17 protein-coding genes and 1 tRNA gene are annotated in these 15,773 nt (G+C 36.9%); 17 read left to right on the top strand and 1 reads right to left on the bottom strand.

Features of this window, described 5'->3' with window-relative positions:
* Positions 1-256 precede the first annotated feature (256 nt).
* Entirely contained in the window at positions 257-670 is a 414-nt protein-coding gene (locus tag MKX96_RS07700) for a YslB family protein (protein ID WP_340883090.1), read from the bottom strand.
* Positions 671-954: 284 nt separating this feature from the next.
* Between MKX96_RS07700 and MKX96_RS07705 the strand changes: the two genes are divergently transcribed.
* The 17 genes from MKX96_RS07705 to MKX96_RS07785 all read left to right on the top strand — a co-directional run bounded on the left by MKX96_RS07705 (position 955) and on the right by MKX96_RS07785 (position 15,685).
* Positions 955-1,566: a succinate dehydrogenase cytochrome b558 subunit gene (locus tag MKX96_RS07705; RefSeq protein WP_277347138.1), complete on the top strand. Its 612-nt coding sequence runs from the start codon at positions 955-957 to the stop codon at positions 1,564-1,566.
* Between the two features lie 46 nt (positions 1,567-1,612).
* Positions 1,613-3,373, top strand: coding sequence for a succinate dehydrogenase flavoprotein subunit (gene sdhA / locus MKX96_RS07710; protein WP_251553408.1), 1,761 nt, complete (start codon positions 1,613-1,615; stop codon positions 3,371-3,373).
* A gap of 2 nt (positions 3,374-3,375) precedes the next feature.
* Positions 3,376-4,152 (top strand): succinate dehydrogenase iron-sulfur subunit, encoded by a 777-nt coding sequence (gene sdhB / locus MKX96_RS07715; protein WP_205964149.1) that lies wholly within the window; start codon positions 3,376-3,378, stop codon positions 4,150-4,152.
* Between the two features lie 240 nt (positions 4,153-4,392).
* Entirely contained in the window at positions 4,393-4,845 is a 453-nt protein-coding gene (locus MKX96_RS07720) for an acyl-CoA thioesterase (RefSeq protein WP_169360994.1), read from the top strand.
* Between the two features lie 61 nt (positions 4,846-4,906).
* Positions 4,907-5,131, top strand: coding sequence for a helix-turn-helix domain-containing protein (locus tag MKX96_RS07725; RefSeq protein ID WP_225215939.1), 225 nt, complete (start codon positions 4,907-4,909; stop codon positions 5,129-5,131).
* 73 nt (positions 5,132-5,204) lie between these two features.
* Complete coding sequence (locus tag MKX96_RS07730; RefSeq protein WP_169360995.1) at positions 5,205-5,663, top strand: MarR family winged helix-turn-helix transcriptional regulator; 459 nt, start codon at positions 5,205-5,207, stop codon at positions 5,661-5,663.
* Positions 5,664-5,672: 9 nt separating this feature from the next.
* A complete protein-coding gene (gene racE / locus MKX96_RS07735; protein ID WP_169360996.1) occupies positions 5,673-6,470 on the top strand; it encodes a glutamate racemase in 798 nt (265 codons plus the stop codon).
* Between the two features lie 66 nt (positions 6,471-6,536).
* Positions 6,537-7,286 carry a ribonuclease PH gene (gene rph / locus MKX96_RS07740; RefSeq protein WP_340883091.1) on the top strand — a complete coding sequence of 250 codons (750 nt, stop codon included), beginning with the start codon at positions 6,537-6,539 and terminating at the stop codon, positions 7,284-7,286.
* Positions 7,287-7,293: 7 nt separating this feature from the next.
* Entirely contained in the window at positions 7,294-7,887 is a 594-nt protein-coding gene (locus tag MKX96_RS07745) for an XTP/dITP diphosphatase (RefSeq protein WP_340883092.1), read from the top strand.
* A gap of 16 nt (positions 7,888-7,903) precedes the next feature.
* The gene (locus MKX96_RS07750; RefSeq protein WP_340883093.1) at positions 7,904-8,407 is read left to right on the top strand and encodes a metallophosphoesterase family protein; all 504 of its coding nucleotides are present in this window, start codon (positions 7,904-7,906) and stop codon (positions 8,405-8,407) included.
* A gap of 76 nt (positions 8,408-8,483) precedes the next feature.
* Positions 8,484-8,557 (top strand) — tRNA-Arg (locus tag MKX96_RS07755).
* Positions 8,558-9,316: 759 nt separating this feature from the next.
* Entirely contained in the window at positions 9,317-10,612 is a 1,296-nt protein-coding gene (locus tag MKX96_RS07760) for a cation:dicarboxylate symporter family transporter (RefSeq protein WP_340883094.1), read from the top strand.
* A 214-nt stretch (positions 10,613-10,826) separates the two neighbouring features.
* Positions 10,827-11,144, top strand: coding sequence for a hypothetical protein (locus MKX96_RS07765; RefSeq protein ID WP_340883095.1), 318 nt, complete (start codon positions 10,827-10,829; stop codon positions 11,142-11,144).
* Positions 11,145-11,189: 45 nt separating this feature from the next.
* A complete protein-coding gene (locus MKX96_RS07770; protein WP_340883096.1) occupies positions 11,190-11,522 on the top strand; it encodes an antibiotic biosynthesis monooxygenase family protein in 333 nt (110 codons plus the stop codon).
* Positions 11,523-11,975: 453 nt separating this feature from the next.
* On the top strand, positions 11,976-13,148 hold the full coding sequence (locus tag MKX96_RS07775; protein ID WP_340883097.1) for a GerAB/ArcD/ProY family transporter: 1,173 nt from the start codon (positions 11,976-11,978) through the stop codon (positions 13,146-13,148).
* Positions 13,087-14,553, top strand: coding sequence for a spore germination protein (locus tag MKX96_RS07780; RefSeq protein WP_340883098.1), 1,467 nt, complete (start codon positions 13,087-13,089; stop codon positions 14,551-14,553). Before MKX96_RS07775 ends, MKX96_RS07780 begins: the two co-directional genes overlap by 62 nt.
* Positions 14,534-15,685, top strand: a complete 1,152-nt coding sequence (locus MKX96_RS07785; RefSeq protein WP_340883099.1) for a Ger(x)C family spore germination protein — start codon at positions 14,534-14,536, stop codon at positions 15,683-15,685. The genes MKX96_RS07780 and MKX96_RS07785 overlap by 20 nt, the downstream gene beginning before the upstream one ends.
* Positions 15,686-15,773: the final 88 nt, after the last annotated feature.

Below are 15,773 nucleotides of genomic sequence, written 5' to 3' on the forward strand. Positions count from 1 at the left end.
TACGCGCGTGGTTGTAATGTCTTATCTGTCTCACTCATCCCACAGGAGTCGCCGTCTGTCGCTCCATTCAATAAATGAGAACAGCTTTAATGCATCGATAAAGAGCTTAATAGCCATTTGAATGTCCCTTTTTTTATTGTTTACAGTCACTATAAAAAAGAAATGTTAGTCAAAATCAACCAATAACTTTAACAAAGCTTAAGTTAAAAAAAGAGAGGAGGATGCAAGTTGCCCCCATCCTCCTCTTTATGTATCTTTAGCGTTTACTTTTTAAGTCCCATTTAATATGGAAAGTAACCAATCCAGTTTTTTTAACAAACTCATCATAGCATTCGGTTTCATAGCCATCTATTTTTTGCTTCTGCTCTGCGAGAAAGCCAGCCTCTAATCGGTGACATCTATTGATTCCACTTTGAGGAAGATTGTATGTTTCAAGTGTGTAATGGGCCGAATCTTTTGATGTTTTATCTAACTCCAGCCTTCCCCAGCCAGCCTCTTGGAAGAAAGAGATGGCTTCTTCCATTGAATAGAGTGGAAACTTTCGAGCAAGGTCCTTACCTGCCCAGTACAATATTTCTTTTTCATGTTTTCCGAGAATAGAAGTGAGCACGTGATCTCTTATTATTTCATATCCAAAGGAAGTTACATGTGAATGTTCTCTTTCATTCAAACAGCAACCCTTCTTTCCAAAGATAAATAAAAACTATAATCTATTCTAGCATAAAATATTTTCACTGGGAGAGAATACTTTGTGAAAAAATAAACTAATCATTATATAGATGAGTGTCAGAAAGATGAATAAAATCAGGAAACATACCTTGACGCTCTAAAATGTTGAGAGTACAATGGATATGTCATAAATTCGTAACAAGAAGGTGTGAACATGTGATGATTTATTATTCTATTGCTATAGTTTAATCATCGCTAATTGGAAATTTGAGGGGGGTTACTGTTTTGTCGAAAGATCGCGAATTTTTCATGCGTCGATTACATTCTTTACTTGGTATTATTCCAGTTGGATTATTTCTGGCGCAACATTTAGTAGTAAACCATTTTGCTACAAGAGGTGAAGAAGCCTTTAACACGGCATCACATTTCATGGAGAGTCTACCTTTTAGACTAATGCTGGAAGTGTTTGTAATTTATATTCCTTTGTTGTTCCATGCATTCTATGGTATCTATATTGCATTTACTGTTAAGTACAATCCTAACAGATATGGTACTCTAAGAAACTGGTTATTCATTTTACAACGTTTTACTGGAATATTCCTTGTTGTGTTTATCGCATGGCATGTATTTGAAACACGATTCCAAGCTGCAATTGGAGCGAAGGAAGTTAACTTTAACATGATGAATGAAATTTTATCTAACCCATGGATGTTAGCTTTTTATATTGTAGGTGTAATTTCTGCAACCTTCCATTTAGCTAATGGTATCTGGTCATTCCTTGTAAGCTGGGGAATTACTCAATCACCAAAATCTCAAAGAATTTCAACTTATGTAACATTAGTAATCTTCTTAGCGTTATCTGTAGTTGGTGTACAAGCACTTTTAGCATTCGTATAAGACCCTTCTACACCTAAGCTACTATAAATTTAAGGAGTGAAATAGCATGGCAAAAAATAAACTTATTGTTGTCGGCGGTGGATTAGCCGGATTAATGGCAACAATGAAAGCTGCCGAAGAAGGCACACAAGTAGATCTATTCTCATTAGTTCCTGTTAAACGCTCACACTCTGTATGTGCACAAGGCGGTATTAACGGGGCTGTAAATACAAAAGGTGAAGGGGATTCACCTGCAGTTCATTTAGATGATACTGTTTATGGTGGAGACTTTTTAGCAAACCAACCTCCTGTTAAGGCAATGGCAGACGCTGCTCCAGGAATCATTCATTTGTTTGACCGTATGGGAGTTATGTTCAACCGTACACCAGAAGGTCTATTAGATTTCCGTCGTTTTGGAGGAACTTTAATGCACCGTACAGCATTTGCTGGTGCAACAACTGGTCAACAGTTACTTTATGCGCTTGACGAACAAGTTCGTCGCTTTGAAGTAGAAGGTCTAGTAACAAAATACGAAGGATGGGAATTCCTGGGTATTATCAAAGACAATGAAGGAACTTGTCGCGGTATTAAAGCGCAAAACCTTAACTCATCAGAAATCCGTGCTTTCCGTGGAGACGCTGTAATCATGGCTACTGGTGGTCCTGGCATCATTTTTGGTAAAACAACTAACTCTATTATTAATACAGGATCTGCAGCAAGTATCGTTTATCAACAAGGCGCTTACTATGCAAACGGAGAATTCATCCAAATTCACCCAACGGCAATTCCTGGAGATGATAAGCTTCGTCTGATGTCAGAATCAGCTCGTGGTGAAGGTGGTCGTATTTGGACATACAAAGACGGTAAACCTTGGTATTTCCTAGAAGAAAAGTATCCTGCTTACGGTAACCTAGTACCACGTGATATCGCGACTCGTGAAATCTTTGACGTTTGCGTTAATCAAAAATTAGGTATTAACGGCGAAAACATGGTATATCTAGATCTTTCTCATAAAGATCCACATGAATTAGACGTAAAACTTGGTGGAATCATTGAAATCTATGAGAAATTTACTGGGGACGACCCTCGTAAAGTTCCTATGAAAATTTTCCCTGCCGTTCATTATTCAATGGGTGGATTATGGGTAGATTATGATCAAATGACGAACATCCCTGGTCTATTTGCTGCTGGCGAATGTGACTATTCTCAACATGGAGCTAACCGTTTAGGAGCTAACTCATTACTTTCAGCTGTATTTGGTGGAAGCGTGGCTGGTCCTAATGCTGTTAAATACATGAAAGGGCTTTCCACTCATGCAGAAGACTTAGATGATTCTATCTATGAAAATGAAGTGAAGCTTGAGCAAGAGAAGTGGGAGCAAACACTAGCTATGAAAGGTACAGAAAACGCTTACCTTTTACATAAAGAGCTAGGTGAGTGGATGACTGATAACGTAACAGTAGTTCGCTACAACGACAAGCTAGAGGAAACTGACAGAAAAATTCAAGAGTTAATGGAAAGATACGAAAACATTAACATGGATGATACACAACGTTGGTCTAACCAAGGTGCATCATTTACTCGTCAATTGAAAAATATGTTATACTTAGCACGTGTTATCACGTTAGGAGCACTTCAACGTAATGAAAGCCGTGGAGCACATTACAAACCTGATTTCCCAGAACGTAATGACGAAGAATTCATGAAAACTACTATGGCTAAGTTTGATCCAGCTACAGGGGCTCCAATTATTCATTATGAAGATATTGATATATCTCTTGTTGCTCCTCGTAAACGTGATTACTCATCATCGAAAGGAGCAAAATAATCATGGTGACGGCAACAGAAACCAAAAAGGTTCAAATAGAAATTTACCGTCAAGATACTCCTGAATCCAAACCCTACTGGGAAAAATTCGAAGTAAATTGGCGTCCAAATATGAATGTAATTTCTGCATTAATGGAAATTCGTCAAAGACCAGTTAACACAGATGGTAAAGCTACTACTCCTGTAACATGGGACATGAACTGCTTAGAGGAAGTATGTGGTGCATGTTCAATGGTTATTAATGGTCGTCCACGTCAATCTTGTTCAACACTTATTGATCAATTGACTCAACCGATTACATTAGCACCTATGAGCACTTTCCCTGTCGTACGTGACCTTCAAGTAGATAGAAGCCGTATGTTTGATGCTTTGAAAAAAGTTAAAGCATGGGTTCCAATTGATGGTTCTTATGACCTTGGAGAAGGTCCACGTATGCCAGAACGTAAACGTCAATGGGCTTATGAATTGTCTAAATGTATGACTTGTGGTGTATGTTTAGAGGCTTGTCCAAACGTAAATGATAATGCTTCATTTATCGGACCAGCTCCGCTTTCACAAGTTCGTTTGTTTAATGCGCATCCAACTGGAGCTATGAACAAAGACGAGCGTTTAAATGCGATAATGGGAGATGGAGGCCTTGCAAACTGTGGTAACGCACAAAACTGTGTAGTTGCATGTCCAAAAGGTATTCCACTTACAACTTCTATCGCTGCATTAAACCGTGATACTACAGTTCAAATGTTTAGAAACTTCTTCGGAAGCGACAACATGGTAGACTAATAAAAATGTAAAAGCTCAGAATGCAAATTCTGGGCTTTTTTTTATTGGAAAATTCCCGTCGGCGTTTAAGGCTTTTTTCAAGTATTGTCCGTTCGTCAAAATATGACAAAGAAACTTCATGAAATGTTAATTCCTTTCACTAATAATTTGTTAGATGGATTTTAAATTTTCTGATATAATAAATGAATCGTTATTCATTTTTAAGTGGATATTCATTTTAAATACAAAGGGGATTATTATATGAGAGCAGGATACATAGAAGACATAGAAGCATGGGAAAAGGGATTTTCTTTTTATACGGAGGTCAGTGTGCGTTTTTCAGAAACAGATATGTATGGGCACTTAAACAATACGGTACCATTCACTTACTTTGAATATGCTCGTATTGAATACTTTAAAAAGGTTATGCTTATGAATGATTGGCTTAATCCTAAAGGAGAAAAGATACCAGTAGTTGCTGATCTACAATGTGATTATCAGAAACAGGTATTTTTTGATGAGAAGCTCCACATTTATGTAAAAGCCAATTCCGTTGGTAGTTCTTCGGTTGATATCCATTACATGGCAAAGAATACAAAAGGGGATATAGTGTTTACTGGAAGAGGCAGTATCGTACAAATTGATAAGAAAACCGGAAAATCTGCAAAATGGACCGAACAAGAAAAAGAAGTTTTTCAAAAGAGTATTTACTAGCCGTCACCTACCATCCCTTTGCTACATACGTTAGTAGGAGAGTGGATAGGGGGCTATGGCATTGTACGATGGTAATCAGCAAAGATCAATTTTGACGAGCAGAGAGCGTCAAATATTTCAATTATTAGTAGAAGACAATTCTACAAAAGACATTTCAATTCAGCTGTCTATTAGTGAAAAAACAGTTCGAAACCATATATCTAACACGATACAAAAATTAGGCGTATCTGGTAGATCTCAAGCAATTGTTGAACTATTAAGACTAGGCGAATTATCATTGAATTGATTTGAATCCTTGCCATTTTCCTCAGAACAAGTCACAATAATAAGAGGACTTATTGTTTTGAGGAGTGAGATTCATGGCAGAAGAAAAGAACCAAGTGGAACTAAACCACGAGGATGTTGCTTTTTTAGAAAAAGAACTACGGCATATTTCAGGGATTATCAAACAAAGAGGGCGACAAATCTTAAATTCTTATACGATAACGCCTCCCCAATTTGTAGCTCTTCAGTGGCTATTTGAGATTGGAGACATGACAATCGGGGATTTATCTAATAAAATGTATTTAGCTTTTAGTACAACTACGGACTTAATTGACCGAATGGAAAGAAGTGAACTCGTACAGCGAGTAAGAGATGAGCAAGATCGTCGAGTTGTACGAATACATTTATTAAAAGAAGGCGAGCGTATCATCGAAGAGGTAATTGACAAACGACAGCAATACTTAAAAGATGTGCTGAAACAGTTTGACCAAGATGAAGCACAAACATTATCAACTTTATTAGCAAAATTACATCTTGAGATGAAAAAGAACTGAGGAATTGACGTGAAAGCCCCAATCGGTGTGATAGACTCTGGTGTGGGAGGTTTGACAGTTGCAAAAGAAATTATGCATCTACTCCCAAACGAAGAAATTATTTATATTGGTGATACAGCTAGATGTCCTTATGGACCTAGAACTAGTGAAGAAGTTCGTAAATTTACTTGGCAAATGGCAATTGCCTTGTCTAAAATGAAGATTAAAATGCTTGTAATAGCATGTAATACTGCGACAGCAGTAGCTCTAAACTCCTTGAGTAAGAAAATGCCTTTCCCTGTGATAGGTGTTATTTTCCCGGGAGCAAGAGCGGCTATTAAAGCAACGAAAAAAAATGAAATTGTAGTGTTAGGTACAAGCGGTACAATTAAAAGTGGGGCTTATGAAAAAGCGATTGCAGCTCTGAATACATCTAGTAAAATCATTCCGCTTGCATGCCCTACTTTTGTTCCAATTGTTGAGAGTAATGAATATGAGGGTGACTTTGCGAGAAAAATGGTTTTTGAAGCCTTGCAGCCCTTAAAATCAGAGCATTTTGATACGGTCATCCTTGGTTGCACGCATTATCCATTATTGCAAAAGCATATTGAGGATGCAGTTGGTGAACATGTAAATGTACTATCATCAGCTGAAGAAACCGCCCAGGATGTTTTGGAGTACTTAGATTATCATCATTTACGCAATCCGACCGAGATAGAAAAAGAACCAATTTTCTATACGACCGGTTCGGTGCCAATCTTTAAAACAATTGTCGAAAAATGGTTAAACTTGTCGAATGCAGATATACGGACAATTTCATTTCATTAACCCTGTTAAGAGAATCCTCGAATAGCGGGGTTTTCTTCTGTTCAGGTACATAAAAAGGAGACATATATGATTAGATTTGATGGACGAGAAACAAAGCAATTGCGAAAGGTAACAATCGAGACAGATTATTTAATGCACCCAGAAGGATCTGTATTAATCACGGTAGGTAATACCAAAGTTATTTGTAATGCAACAATTGAAGATCGAGTGCCTCCTTTTTTAAGAGGACAAGGTAAGGGTTGGATTACAGCTGAATATTCTATGCTTCCACGCGCCACAGAATCACGTACACAGCGTGAGTCGTCTAAAGGGAAGGTTACTGGTCGTACGATGGAAATACAGCGTCTAATAGGACGAGCTTTGCGATCGGTAGTAGACCTCGAAGTAATTGGGGAAAAAACAATTTGGATTGACTGCGATGTCATCCAAGCTGATGGAGGGACAAGAACTGCTAGTATAACTGGAGCGTTTGTGGCGTTGACAATTGCACTTGGAAAGCTTTACGAGCAAAAGCAGCTTCCTAAGTTTCCCGTACGTCAATACCTAGCTGCTACTAGTGTAGGAATAGTTGATGAAATTGGAGTAGTGTTAGATTTAAATTACGTAGAGGACTCTTCCGCAACCGTGGATATGAATATAGTACAAACTAGCAGTGGTGAGTACGTTGAGCTTCAAGGTACGGGCGAAGAAGCAACTTTCTCAAAAACTGAGCTATTGGAGCTTCTAGAGTATGGTGAAGCTGGGATCCAGCAGTTAATGGATATCCAACGAGCTGCATTAGGAGATTTAGCTTCTAAAATTGATGAGAAAGGATGATTTGAACATGAAACAAATAATTATTGCAACTAAAAATAAGGGGAAAGCAAAGGATTTTGAAGCATTATTTAATCCCCTTGGATACGAAGTGCTAACCCTACATGACGTAGCAAAAGAAATGGATGTTGAGGAAACAGGTACAACCTTTGAAGAAAATGCCTTGTTAAAGGCGACTGCGTTAGCTGAGCATTTACAATCGATAGTAATTGCGGATGACAGCGGCCTTGAAGTAGATGCCTTAGGCGGTCGTCCTGGTGTCTATTCTGCGCGTTATGCGGGAGAAGAGAAGAGTGATGAGGCAAACATCACCAAACTGTTAGAAGAGCTTAAAAACGCAAAAGAATCCGAAAGAAGTGCCCGCTTTGTTTGTGTGATTGCAGTGGCATCTCCTACGATGAAACCATTCACAGTCAGAGGAACATGCGAAGGCGTTATCGCTCAAGAAAGAAAAGGGAATAACGGTTTTGGCTATGACCCAGTCTTCTTTGTTCCGTCCGAGAATAAAATGATGGCCGAATTATCTGCAGAAGAAAAAGGGGCTATTTCTCACCGTGGAAATGCTATTAAGCAATTGAAGTCAAAATTACCTGATTTACTATAAGGGTGGTGGCTGTTCGATGAAGCTTTTAGTCATGAGTGATACGCATAACGATATAATGGCTATGGAAGAGGTAATCCGTTTATATTCCGGTAAGGTCAATGCAATCATTCACTGTGGAGATAGTGAGTTAGAGGCCTCCTATTTTGAAGACAAACCTGTTTCTGTTGTTAAAGGGAATTGTGATTATGATCTTGGCTTTCCAGAGGAAAAAATTATTTCGTTGGAAGACCAAACCATTTTAATAGTTCATGGCCATCGTCATCAAGTCAAATCCACGTTATTGCCTCTAAATTATAGGGCGCAGGAAGTTGGAGCGACGGTTGTCTGCTTCGGCCATTCACATTTGCTTGGAGCAGAACTTCAAAATGGCATTTTATTTGTCAATCCTGGTAGTCTTCATCAGCCAAGGGGACGTAAGGAAAAAAGCTATTCGATTATCGAGATACAAAAAGATAGTTGGCAAGTTCTATTCTTCTCCTCTGATCATAAACTAATAGAAGAAGTTTCTTTCAATTTTTAAAGTAGTGTTGACATTCATTTGTTATCATTATATAATAAATCTTGTCTTTCCTATCTGTGTGGTGGGGGAGTACTTGGTCTCAGTAGCTCAGCTGGATAGAGCAACGCCCTTCTAAGGCGTCGGTCGGGAGTTCGAATCTCTCCTGGGACGTAAATGGGTTCAGAAATAATTTTAATCAACTAAAAAGCACCTCAAATCCTTTATTTTCAAGGGTTTGAGGTGCTTTTTATTCTTGGGTTTGACCAGAGAGTTAATTCAGATCAGACCCTTTTACTATTCAAAATCTACATTTCATGGGGATGATTCCAATTCTAGCTTGGGTAAACTCTACGAGTTGTCGACTTCCGTAATTTTTAAACAATAAGAAGCTTATCATTCAACGATTAATGTATTTAAACAATTACATAATAAACATAATTTTCAATACTTGTTTGGAGTGCATATGTATTAAAGTCATTGCCAATTGCCATAACAATAAGAGGCTTCATGAGAAACCGCAGCAATTACTACAAATAAAATTCCTAAGCATTGCAGTAGGAGTAAACTCTTTGAAAGCTTGATACCCCATTTACTAGCTCCAAAACTACAAGGTGTCCTAGCAAAGAACCTCGCAAATAGCCTTCTTTCCTATACAGTCAGATTATGTTTGGTCCATTAACTAAAACATTAAAATAACCGCAACTTTTCCAGTTGGGCATTCTAGTTTATTTGCGGTACTAACTGTTGATGATGTCAATATCATCCGTTGATACATTTTTTATAATCGAAAGAATTAAATTATTCTTACCAATTATTTATATAGTATTTAAAAACTTAACTTTTCGTTTCTATTCTAGTATAATGAAAAACTATATATTATTTTAAGATAATTTATTCTTTAACTACAGTATTGAGGGGGTATTAAAAGAAATGAGCAAGCGTATAAAAATTGGTCTAGCTTGGCAAATTTTAATCGGGTTGATTTTAGGTATTATTGTTGGCGGTATATTTTATGGAAACGATAATATTCTAAAATACATCACTCCATTCGGAACGATTTTTATGAATATGATTAAAATGATTGTAGTCCCAATTATTGTTTCGACATTAATTGTTGGTGTAGCCGGTCAAGGTTCTTTAAAACAAGTTGGAAAACTAGGTGTTAAAACACTTATTTATTTTGAAATCATTACCACAGTGGCTATTATATTAGGTATATTGTTAGCTGACCTAACGCAATTTGGTAGCGGAGTCGATATGAATGAGTTAACAAAAGGAGACATTTCTTCGTATGTTGAAACGTCGGAAGAAATGGCAAAGGAAGATCATACCATAATGGATACAATTGTCGGTATCGTACCTACAAACATTGTCTCCTCCATGGCAGCGGGGGACATGTTGCCAATCATCTTCTTCTCCGTATTGTTTGGTTTAGGGGTTGCAGCTATTGGCGATAAAGGTAAACCGGTGTTAGCATTGGCCCATGGTGTAGCTGACGCGATGTTCTGGGTAACGAATTTAATTATGAAATTTGCGCCAATTGGTGTTTTTGCATTAATTGCAACAACTGTTTCCACATTTGGGTTATCTTCTTTAATTCCATTAGGGAAACTAATGATTTTAGTTTATTTTGCGATGATTTTCTTTATTGTAGTTGTATTGGGCATTACGGCTAAAATTGTTGGGTTAAGCATGTTCCGCATTATCAAAATGATTAAAGATGAGCTCATATTAGGATTTTCCACTGCAAGCTCTGAAACTGTATTGCCGCGTATTATGCTGAAAACAGAAAAAGCAGGTGTACCAAAAGATATTGGGTCATTTGTTATTCCAACAGGTTATTCGTTTAATTTAGATGGCTCTACTTTATACCAAGCAATTGCAGCATTATTCATTGCACAAATGTACAATATTGATTTGTCTTTAACAGATCAAATTATTTTAGTTTTAACGTTAATGGTCACATCGAAAGGCATAGCAGGTGTGCCGGGAGTATCATTTGTGGTGCTTCTTTCAACACTCGGTGCAGTAGGTATTCCTTTAGAAGGGCTAGCCTTCATTCTTGGAATTGACCGTCTATTAGATATGATGCGTACAGTAGTTAACATATGTGGTAATACATTAGCAGCATTAGTCATGGCGAAATGGGAAGGTCGTCTTGATATGGACAAGTATAATAACTACTTTAATAACGAAACAGTAGATGCTTCAGTTAAAGAGAATTAATTGCACAAAAGTAAACCATCTAAAAAACGCTTTAAGCCCCTTAATATTAAGGATTTAAGGCGTTTTTTTTAGGTGATGGTGAATAATATACTTTAGCGTGAATTAAATGGAAATTGGTATACTATTTAGTATATTTTATTACTTCTAATTGACAAATTGTATACATCGGTATACAATTTTAAGTATACAAATGTATACAGAAGGGGAATGAAAAATGAAAAATGATTCCCATAGAGAAAGAATCTCTAATCACTGTGAAGAACAAAATGGTTCGTATAGAGGAAATGGAAAAAGACGTGGAGCAAAAACATTTCGTCGGGGAAGAGCTTTGGCCTTCTATGAAATAATGCAGACGAAATCGAATTCTCTAAAAAAACAGCTCGCTACTCCAGAGCTGCAGTCAGTAAACTCGGTGTTAGTGGGGGAGCTGAAAGCTGTGGAAATGTTAATGGATGAATTTGCCCAGTTATTTGAATTAGTAGAAGTTGACGAACCAAGTCAACAGATTAGAGTGGACGAATTAGAAGAGTAATAAGAGAGATATTACATACAATCGTTATAATTTGGAGGGATGACAATGTTCGTACAAATTCGCAAATGGACAGTAACAGAAGGAAATTCAGTGAAGGTATTAGAGCGTTTTAAGAAAAAGCCTGATCAAGGGCCATCTCTAATAGAGCAAAGAGAAGGATTTATCGGCCGTGAGCTATTAGTAAAAAATGTTCGTCGCGGTGAAGAAGAAGTCATTATGATCGTTCGTTGGGAATCGGAAGAAGCATGGAAAGCATGGGAAAAGAGCCCTGAACATATCGCTGGTCACAAAAATAAAATTAAAGAGCACGGTGGAAAACCACCGAAGCCTGAATATGTGATTTCCATGGAGCACGGAAACTATTCAGTAGTTGAATAAGAATAGAGACTGGGACATAGCTAGTCTATCAATAAAAAAAAAGTGAAATAGGTCAACTTGATTTCACGTTTTTTTTGGTAGCTTATTTCTTGTAAGAAATACTCCATTGTAGTTGTTTGGGAGATATCCTTATCCTGGTAAGCATCCGCTGTAATAAAAAACTATAAAAAATTGTAATTAAAGCCTCGCAAACTTTACGACCTAGTAAAGTTTGCGAGGCTTTTTATTTTCGGTTTTAGAGCAATCCTTAGCTCGAAGGTTATCTCTGCGTAAAGATAAATTTCTCTAGTAATAAGTTGTATCAGGATGTTATCGATTTCGAAAAAACACATCCTATTTTAACTCCACTTAGTTTATTTATGGATAGTTCTCAATTTATATCTATTTTACCTTATAAACACTTTAAAAGTTGTCAAAACTATAAAGTATTATAAAACGTTAGAAGGTATGAATTTGAAAAAAGTCGGTCCAATAAGTATTTTACACGTTGTTGCTTTATCCATGACTATGATTGGATTAAAAAATCATGTCACTATTCTACCTCCTATTTTAGAGGTAGGAGGTAGAGATGGGTGGATTTCTGTCATATTGGCTGCAGTAATCATGGGCTTCTGGATTTTTATACTTGTTTATATTTATAAGCAAGCTAAACAGAGGCCATTGTTGGAGTGGCTTCAGGAGGCAACAGGTCCCAAAACTAGTACAATTTTTCGTTACGTAGTAGGGATCTATCTGTTCGTATTGGCGGCCTTTACAATGCGTGAAGCGATGCAATGGGTGAAAACAACCTTCTTGCCTACCACCTCCATTATCGTCTTATTAATAATTTATATCGTTTTGTGCATCCTATTAGCAACTAGCAGTATTCAAACTATTGCCATTGTAAATGTCATGGTCTTGTTTGGTGTTTTAGTTTTAGGTTTTTTTGTAGCCTTTGTGAATATTCAAGTGAAGGATTATTCATTACTACGACCTTTTTTGGAGCATGGCTGGGAGCCAGTGCTAAAAGCCAGTGTTTTTCCTGCTGCAGGTTATATCGAGCTAATACTACTTCTCTTTTTACAACAACATATTAAGGACAAAATGAGATGGTTCCATTTTGCAATCATTCTGTTCTTGTTAATGGGGCTAACCTTAGGTCCATTATTGGGGGCTATTACAGAGTTTGGACCTCACGAGGCAGCCGAACAAAATTATCCGGCATATGAGGAATGGAGTTTAGTTACCATTGGGCAGTTCATTGAACATCTAGACTTTTTTTCCATCTACCAATGGTTAACCGGGGCCTTTATACGTGTTGGACTTCTCTTATTCATCACAGTTGACCTTCTTAAAATGAATAAAAAGAAGTCTGTATGGTTCATCTTAGCCCCAGCGTTTTTTATCATTTGTATGATATTAACGGTAATAAACGACAACTTATTTCTTTACATTAAAGGTAACTACTTTCTGATAACTACGTTCGTGTTCTTTTTATTCGTATCAATCTTCCTGTTCTTGATAGCTTTCTTTCATAAAAAAACAACTAAAAAAGAGAAAAAACGTAGGAAAGGAGATAAACAAAGTGAAATCACCGGAGGGGATACTAAATCTTCACACAATAAAGGAACTATTCAAGAAGAATGAAGATGTCATATTTCAGTTGTACAACTACGGGAAATATAAAGTCCATTTTATCACCTGTGATTCTATGATCGATCTTCAACTACTAAATGAGACCATTGTTCCTAGGGTACAAGAAACGTGTAGTGAGGTTAGCGAGGAACCACTTGAAGAGTTCATTTTGAATAAGCTTTATATACCAGATTTACAAAAGGTTGAGACAAAAGAAGATTTAATCTCAAGAATCTTTAATGGTTTTCTAATTCTTTATTTTGAGGATGAAAATCTTACGCTCTCAAGTAATATTGCTAAAAAGCCTAATAGAAGTCCTGAGGAATCCAGGATGGAAGTACTTATTAAGGGGCCAAGGGATAATTTTATTGAGGATATTTCGGTTAATATTGCTTTAATAAGAAAAAGATTACCTACAAACTCCTTGAATGTGGAAAAACTGGAACTAGGGAAAAGATCAAAGACAACAGTTGCTGTACTTTATATGGATGATATTGCTAGCAAGGACATCCTAAAGGATATTATGAGTCAATTAAAGGAAGTGGATATTGATATTGTTTTTAGTGGAGAACTTTTGCTGGAAAAAATAAATAAAAAATCTCCCATCTTCCCTAGAAATGATTATACTGGAAGGCCAGATTTTGCTGTACAAGCCTTGGTAAGGGGAAGGTTTCTTATTCTAGTTGATGGCGTGGCTTATGTAGTAATAACCCCAGTCAACTTATTTTTGCTATTAAAATCAGGGGAAGACGTAGAATATCCGATGGCTTTTAGTAGTGCTGAAAGAGTTCTGAGAATAATTGGTCTAATGATAGGATTAGCCTTACCTGCCTTTTGGCTAGCGCTTACTACTTTTCATCAGGACCAACTACCCTTTCAATTACTAGCCACTGTTGTTCAAAATAATTCTGGACTTCCGTTGCCTTCAGCCCTTGAAATGCTGACGATGCTAGTTATGTTCGAGTTATTTAGAGAGGCAAGCTTACGATTGCCAACTGTAATCGGAGGAACCATTAGTGTGGTAGGAGGCCTAATTGTAGGGGATGCAGCTATAAGAGCAGGTTTAACAAGCCCCGCCATGATTGTGGTGATAGCTATATCTACCATCGCTACCTTCACTTTAGTGAATCAGTCGCTTGTCACAGCTGTAAGTATAGTTCGAATCATACTCATACTGATTACTTCTATATTAGGATTGTTTGGGTTTTTTATTTCTTTATATTTTTTACTTCTTTATTTATCAAGTATTAGAATATTTGGAGTTCCATATATGAATATTGCAACCGATTTGAGTTGGGCTACCATTAAAAAGTCGCTTATAAGGTCAGCACCCAAAAACTATAAAGAGCGCCCACATGCTTTAAGTCCTCAGGATTCTACTCGAATTGGAGGGGCAGATGATGAAGGGGATAACTAAACAGCTGTGCATTCTTTGCTTAGTTCTACCTCTACTTACCAGCTGTTGGGATGTGGATGAACCAAATAGAATACGATACATTTATGCAATAGGGATAGATTATAAAGAGGATAAGTATGAAATACATGCTCAAATCATCGACTTCATCAATATTGCAAAGACTGAGCAACCAAACCAGGATGCTATTCAGGTGGAAGTTGGAAAGGCTAAAGGTGACACCATAGAAGAGGCATTCTTCGAATTATATAAATCAATGGATTTGAAGCTTTTCTGGGGACATATGACGTATATGGTTCTTTCTGAGGAAGCACTGAAAGAAGGAAGAGCTAATATTGTTATTAACGCCTTTTTAAGATTTAGAGAGATTAGATATCAAACGTGGGTATATACAACGAAAGATCCTATCGGTGAAATTATGTTGTTAAATCCTCTTTTTAACAGTGCCATGACTAGACTTAAACTAGCCGATCCTATGAGTTCATACCAACAAGAGTCCTTTATAGAACCAATAGATTTTCGGAAGCTTGTTATCCGTTTAAATGAACCTAGTTACGAAGTAAACATACCCTATGTGAAAATAGACGATAATTGGGAGAATGAAAAAGAAAAAGATAAACTACCGAAATTCGAGGGGGTAGGTGTCGTTACTCCAGACGAATTTAAAGGCTTTATCTCAGGCGAAAAGATTAATGGATTACAATGGATGACTAAGGAAACAAAAAAAGGGGAAATTACGATTCCTCGTAACGATAAGTTTGTTTCGATTACGATAGATAATCTCAAAGTAAAAGTAAAACCTAAAGTACAAGGCGACGAAGTGAAATTTGAAGTGAAATTAAATATGAATGCTTTACTAAGTAGCTTTGAGGGGAAGATTACAGAGAAAGAGATTCGACAATTTGTGAAGAAGCAAATTAAAAAAGAAATCGAAGAAACCTATTTAGAAGGACTGGAAAAAGACGTGGATATTTATCGTCTATCGGAATATTTGTATAGAAGTGATGTGAAGAATTGGAAAAAAGTACAGAAGGATGGCAAAGTTCCTTTGACAGAAAGTTCTATTAGCAGCATAACTATAGAAGTTAATAAGGTTTATACAGGGAGAAAAGCATTTAAAGAAACAATTAAATAGCTTAATTGCTTGTTCTGTAGGAAATAAGGGGATAGGTTAGGAAAAAATGTTTTATTTTCCTTATTAATTTATAAAAAATGATAAATAC

This window comes from Psychrobacillus sp. FSL W7-1493 (assembly GCF_038004905.1).
Lineage (GTDB): Bacteria > Bacillota > Bacilli > Bacillales_A > Planococcaceae > Psychrobacillus.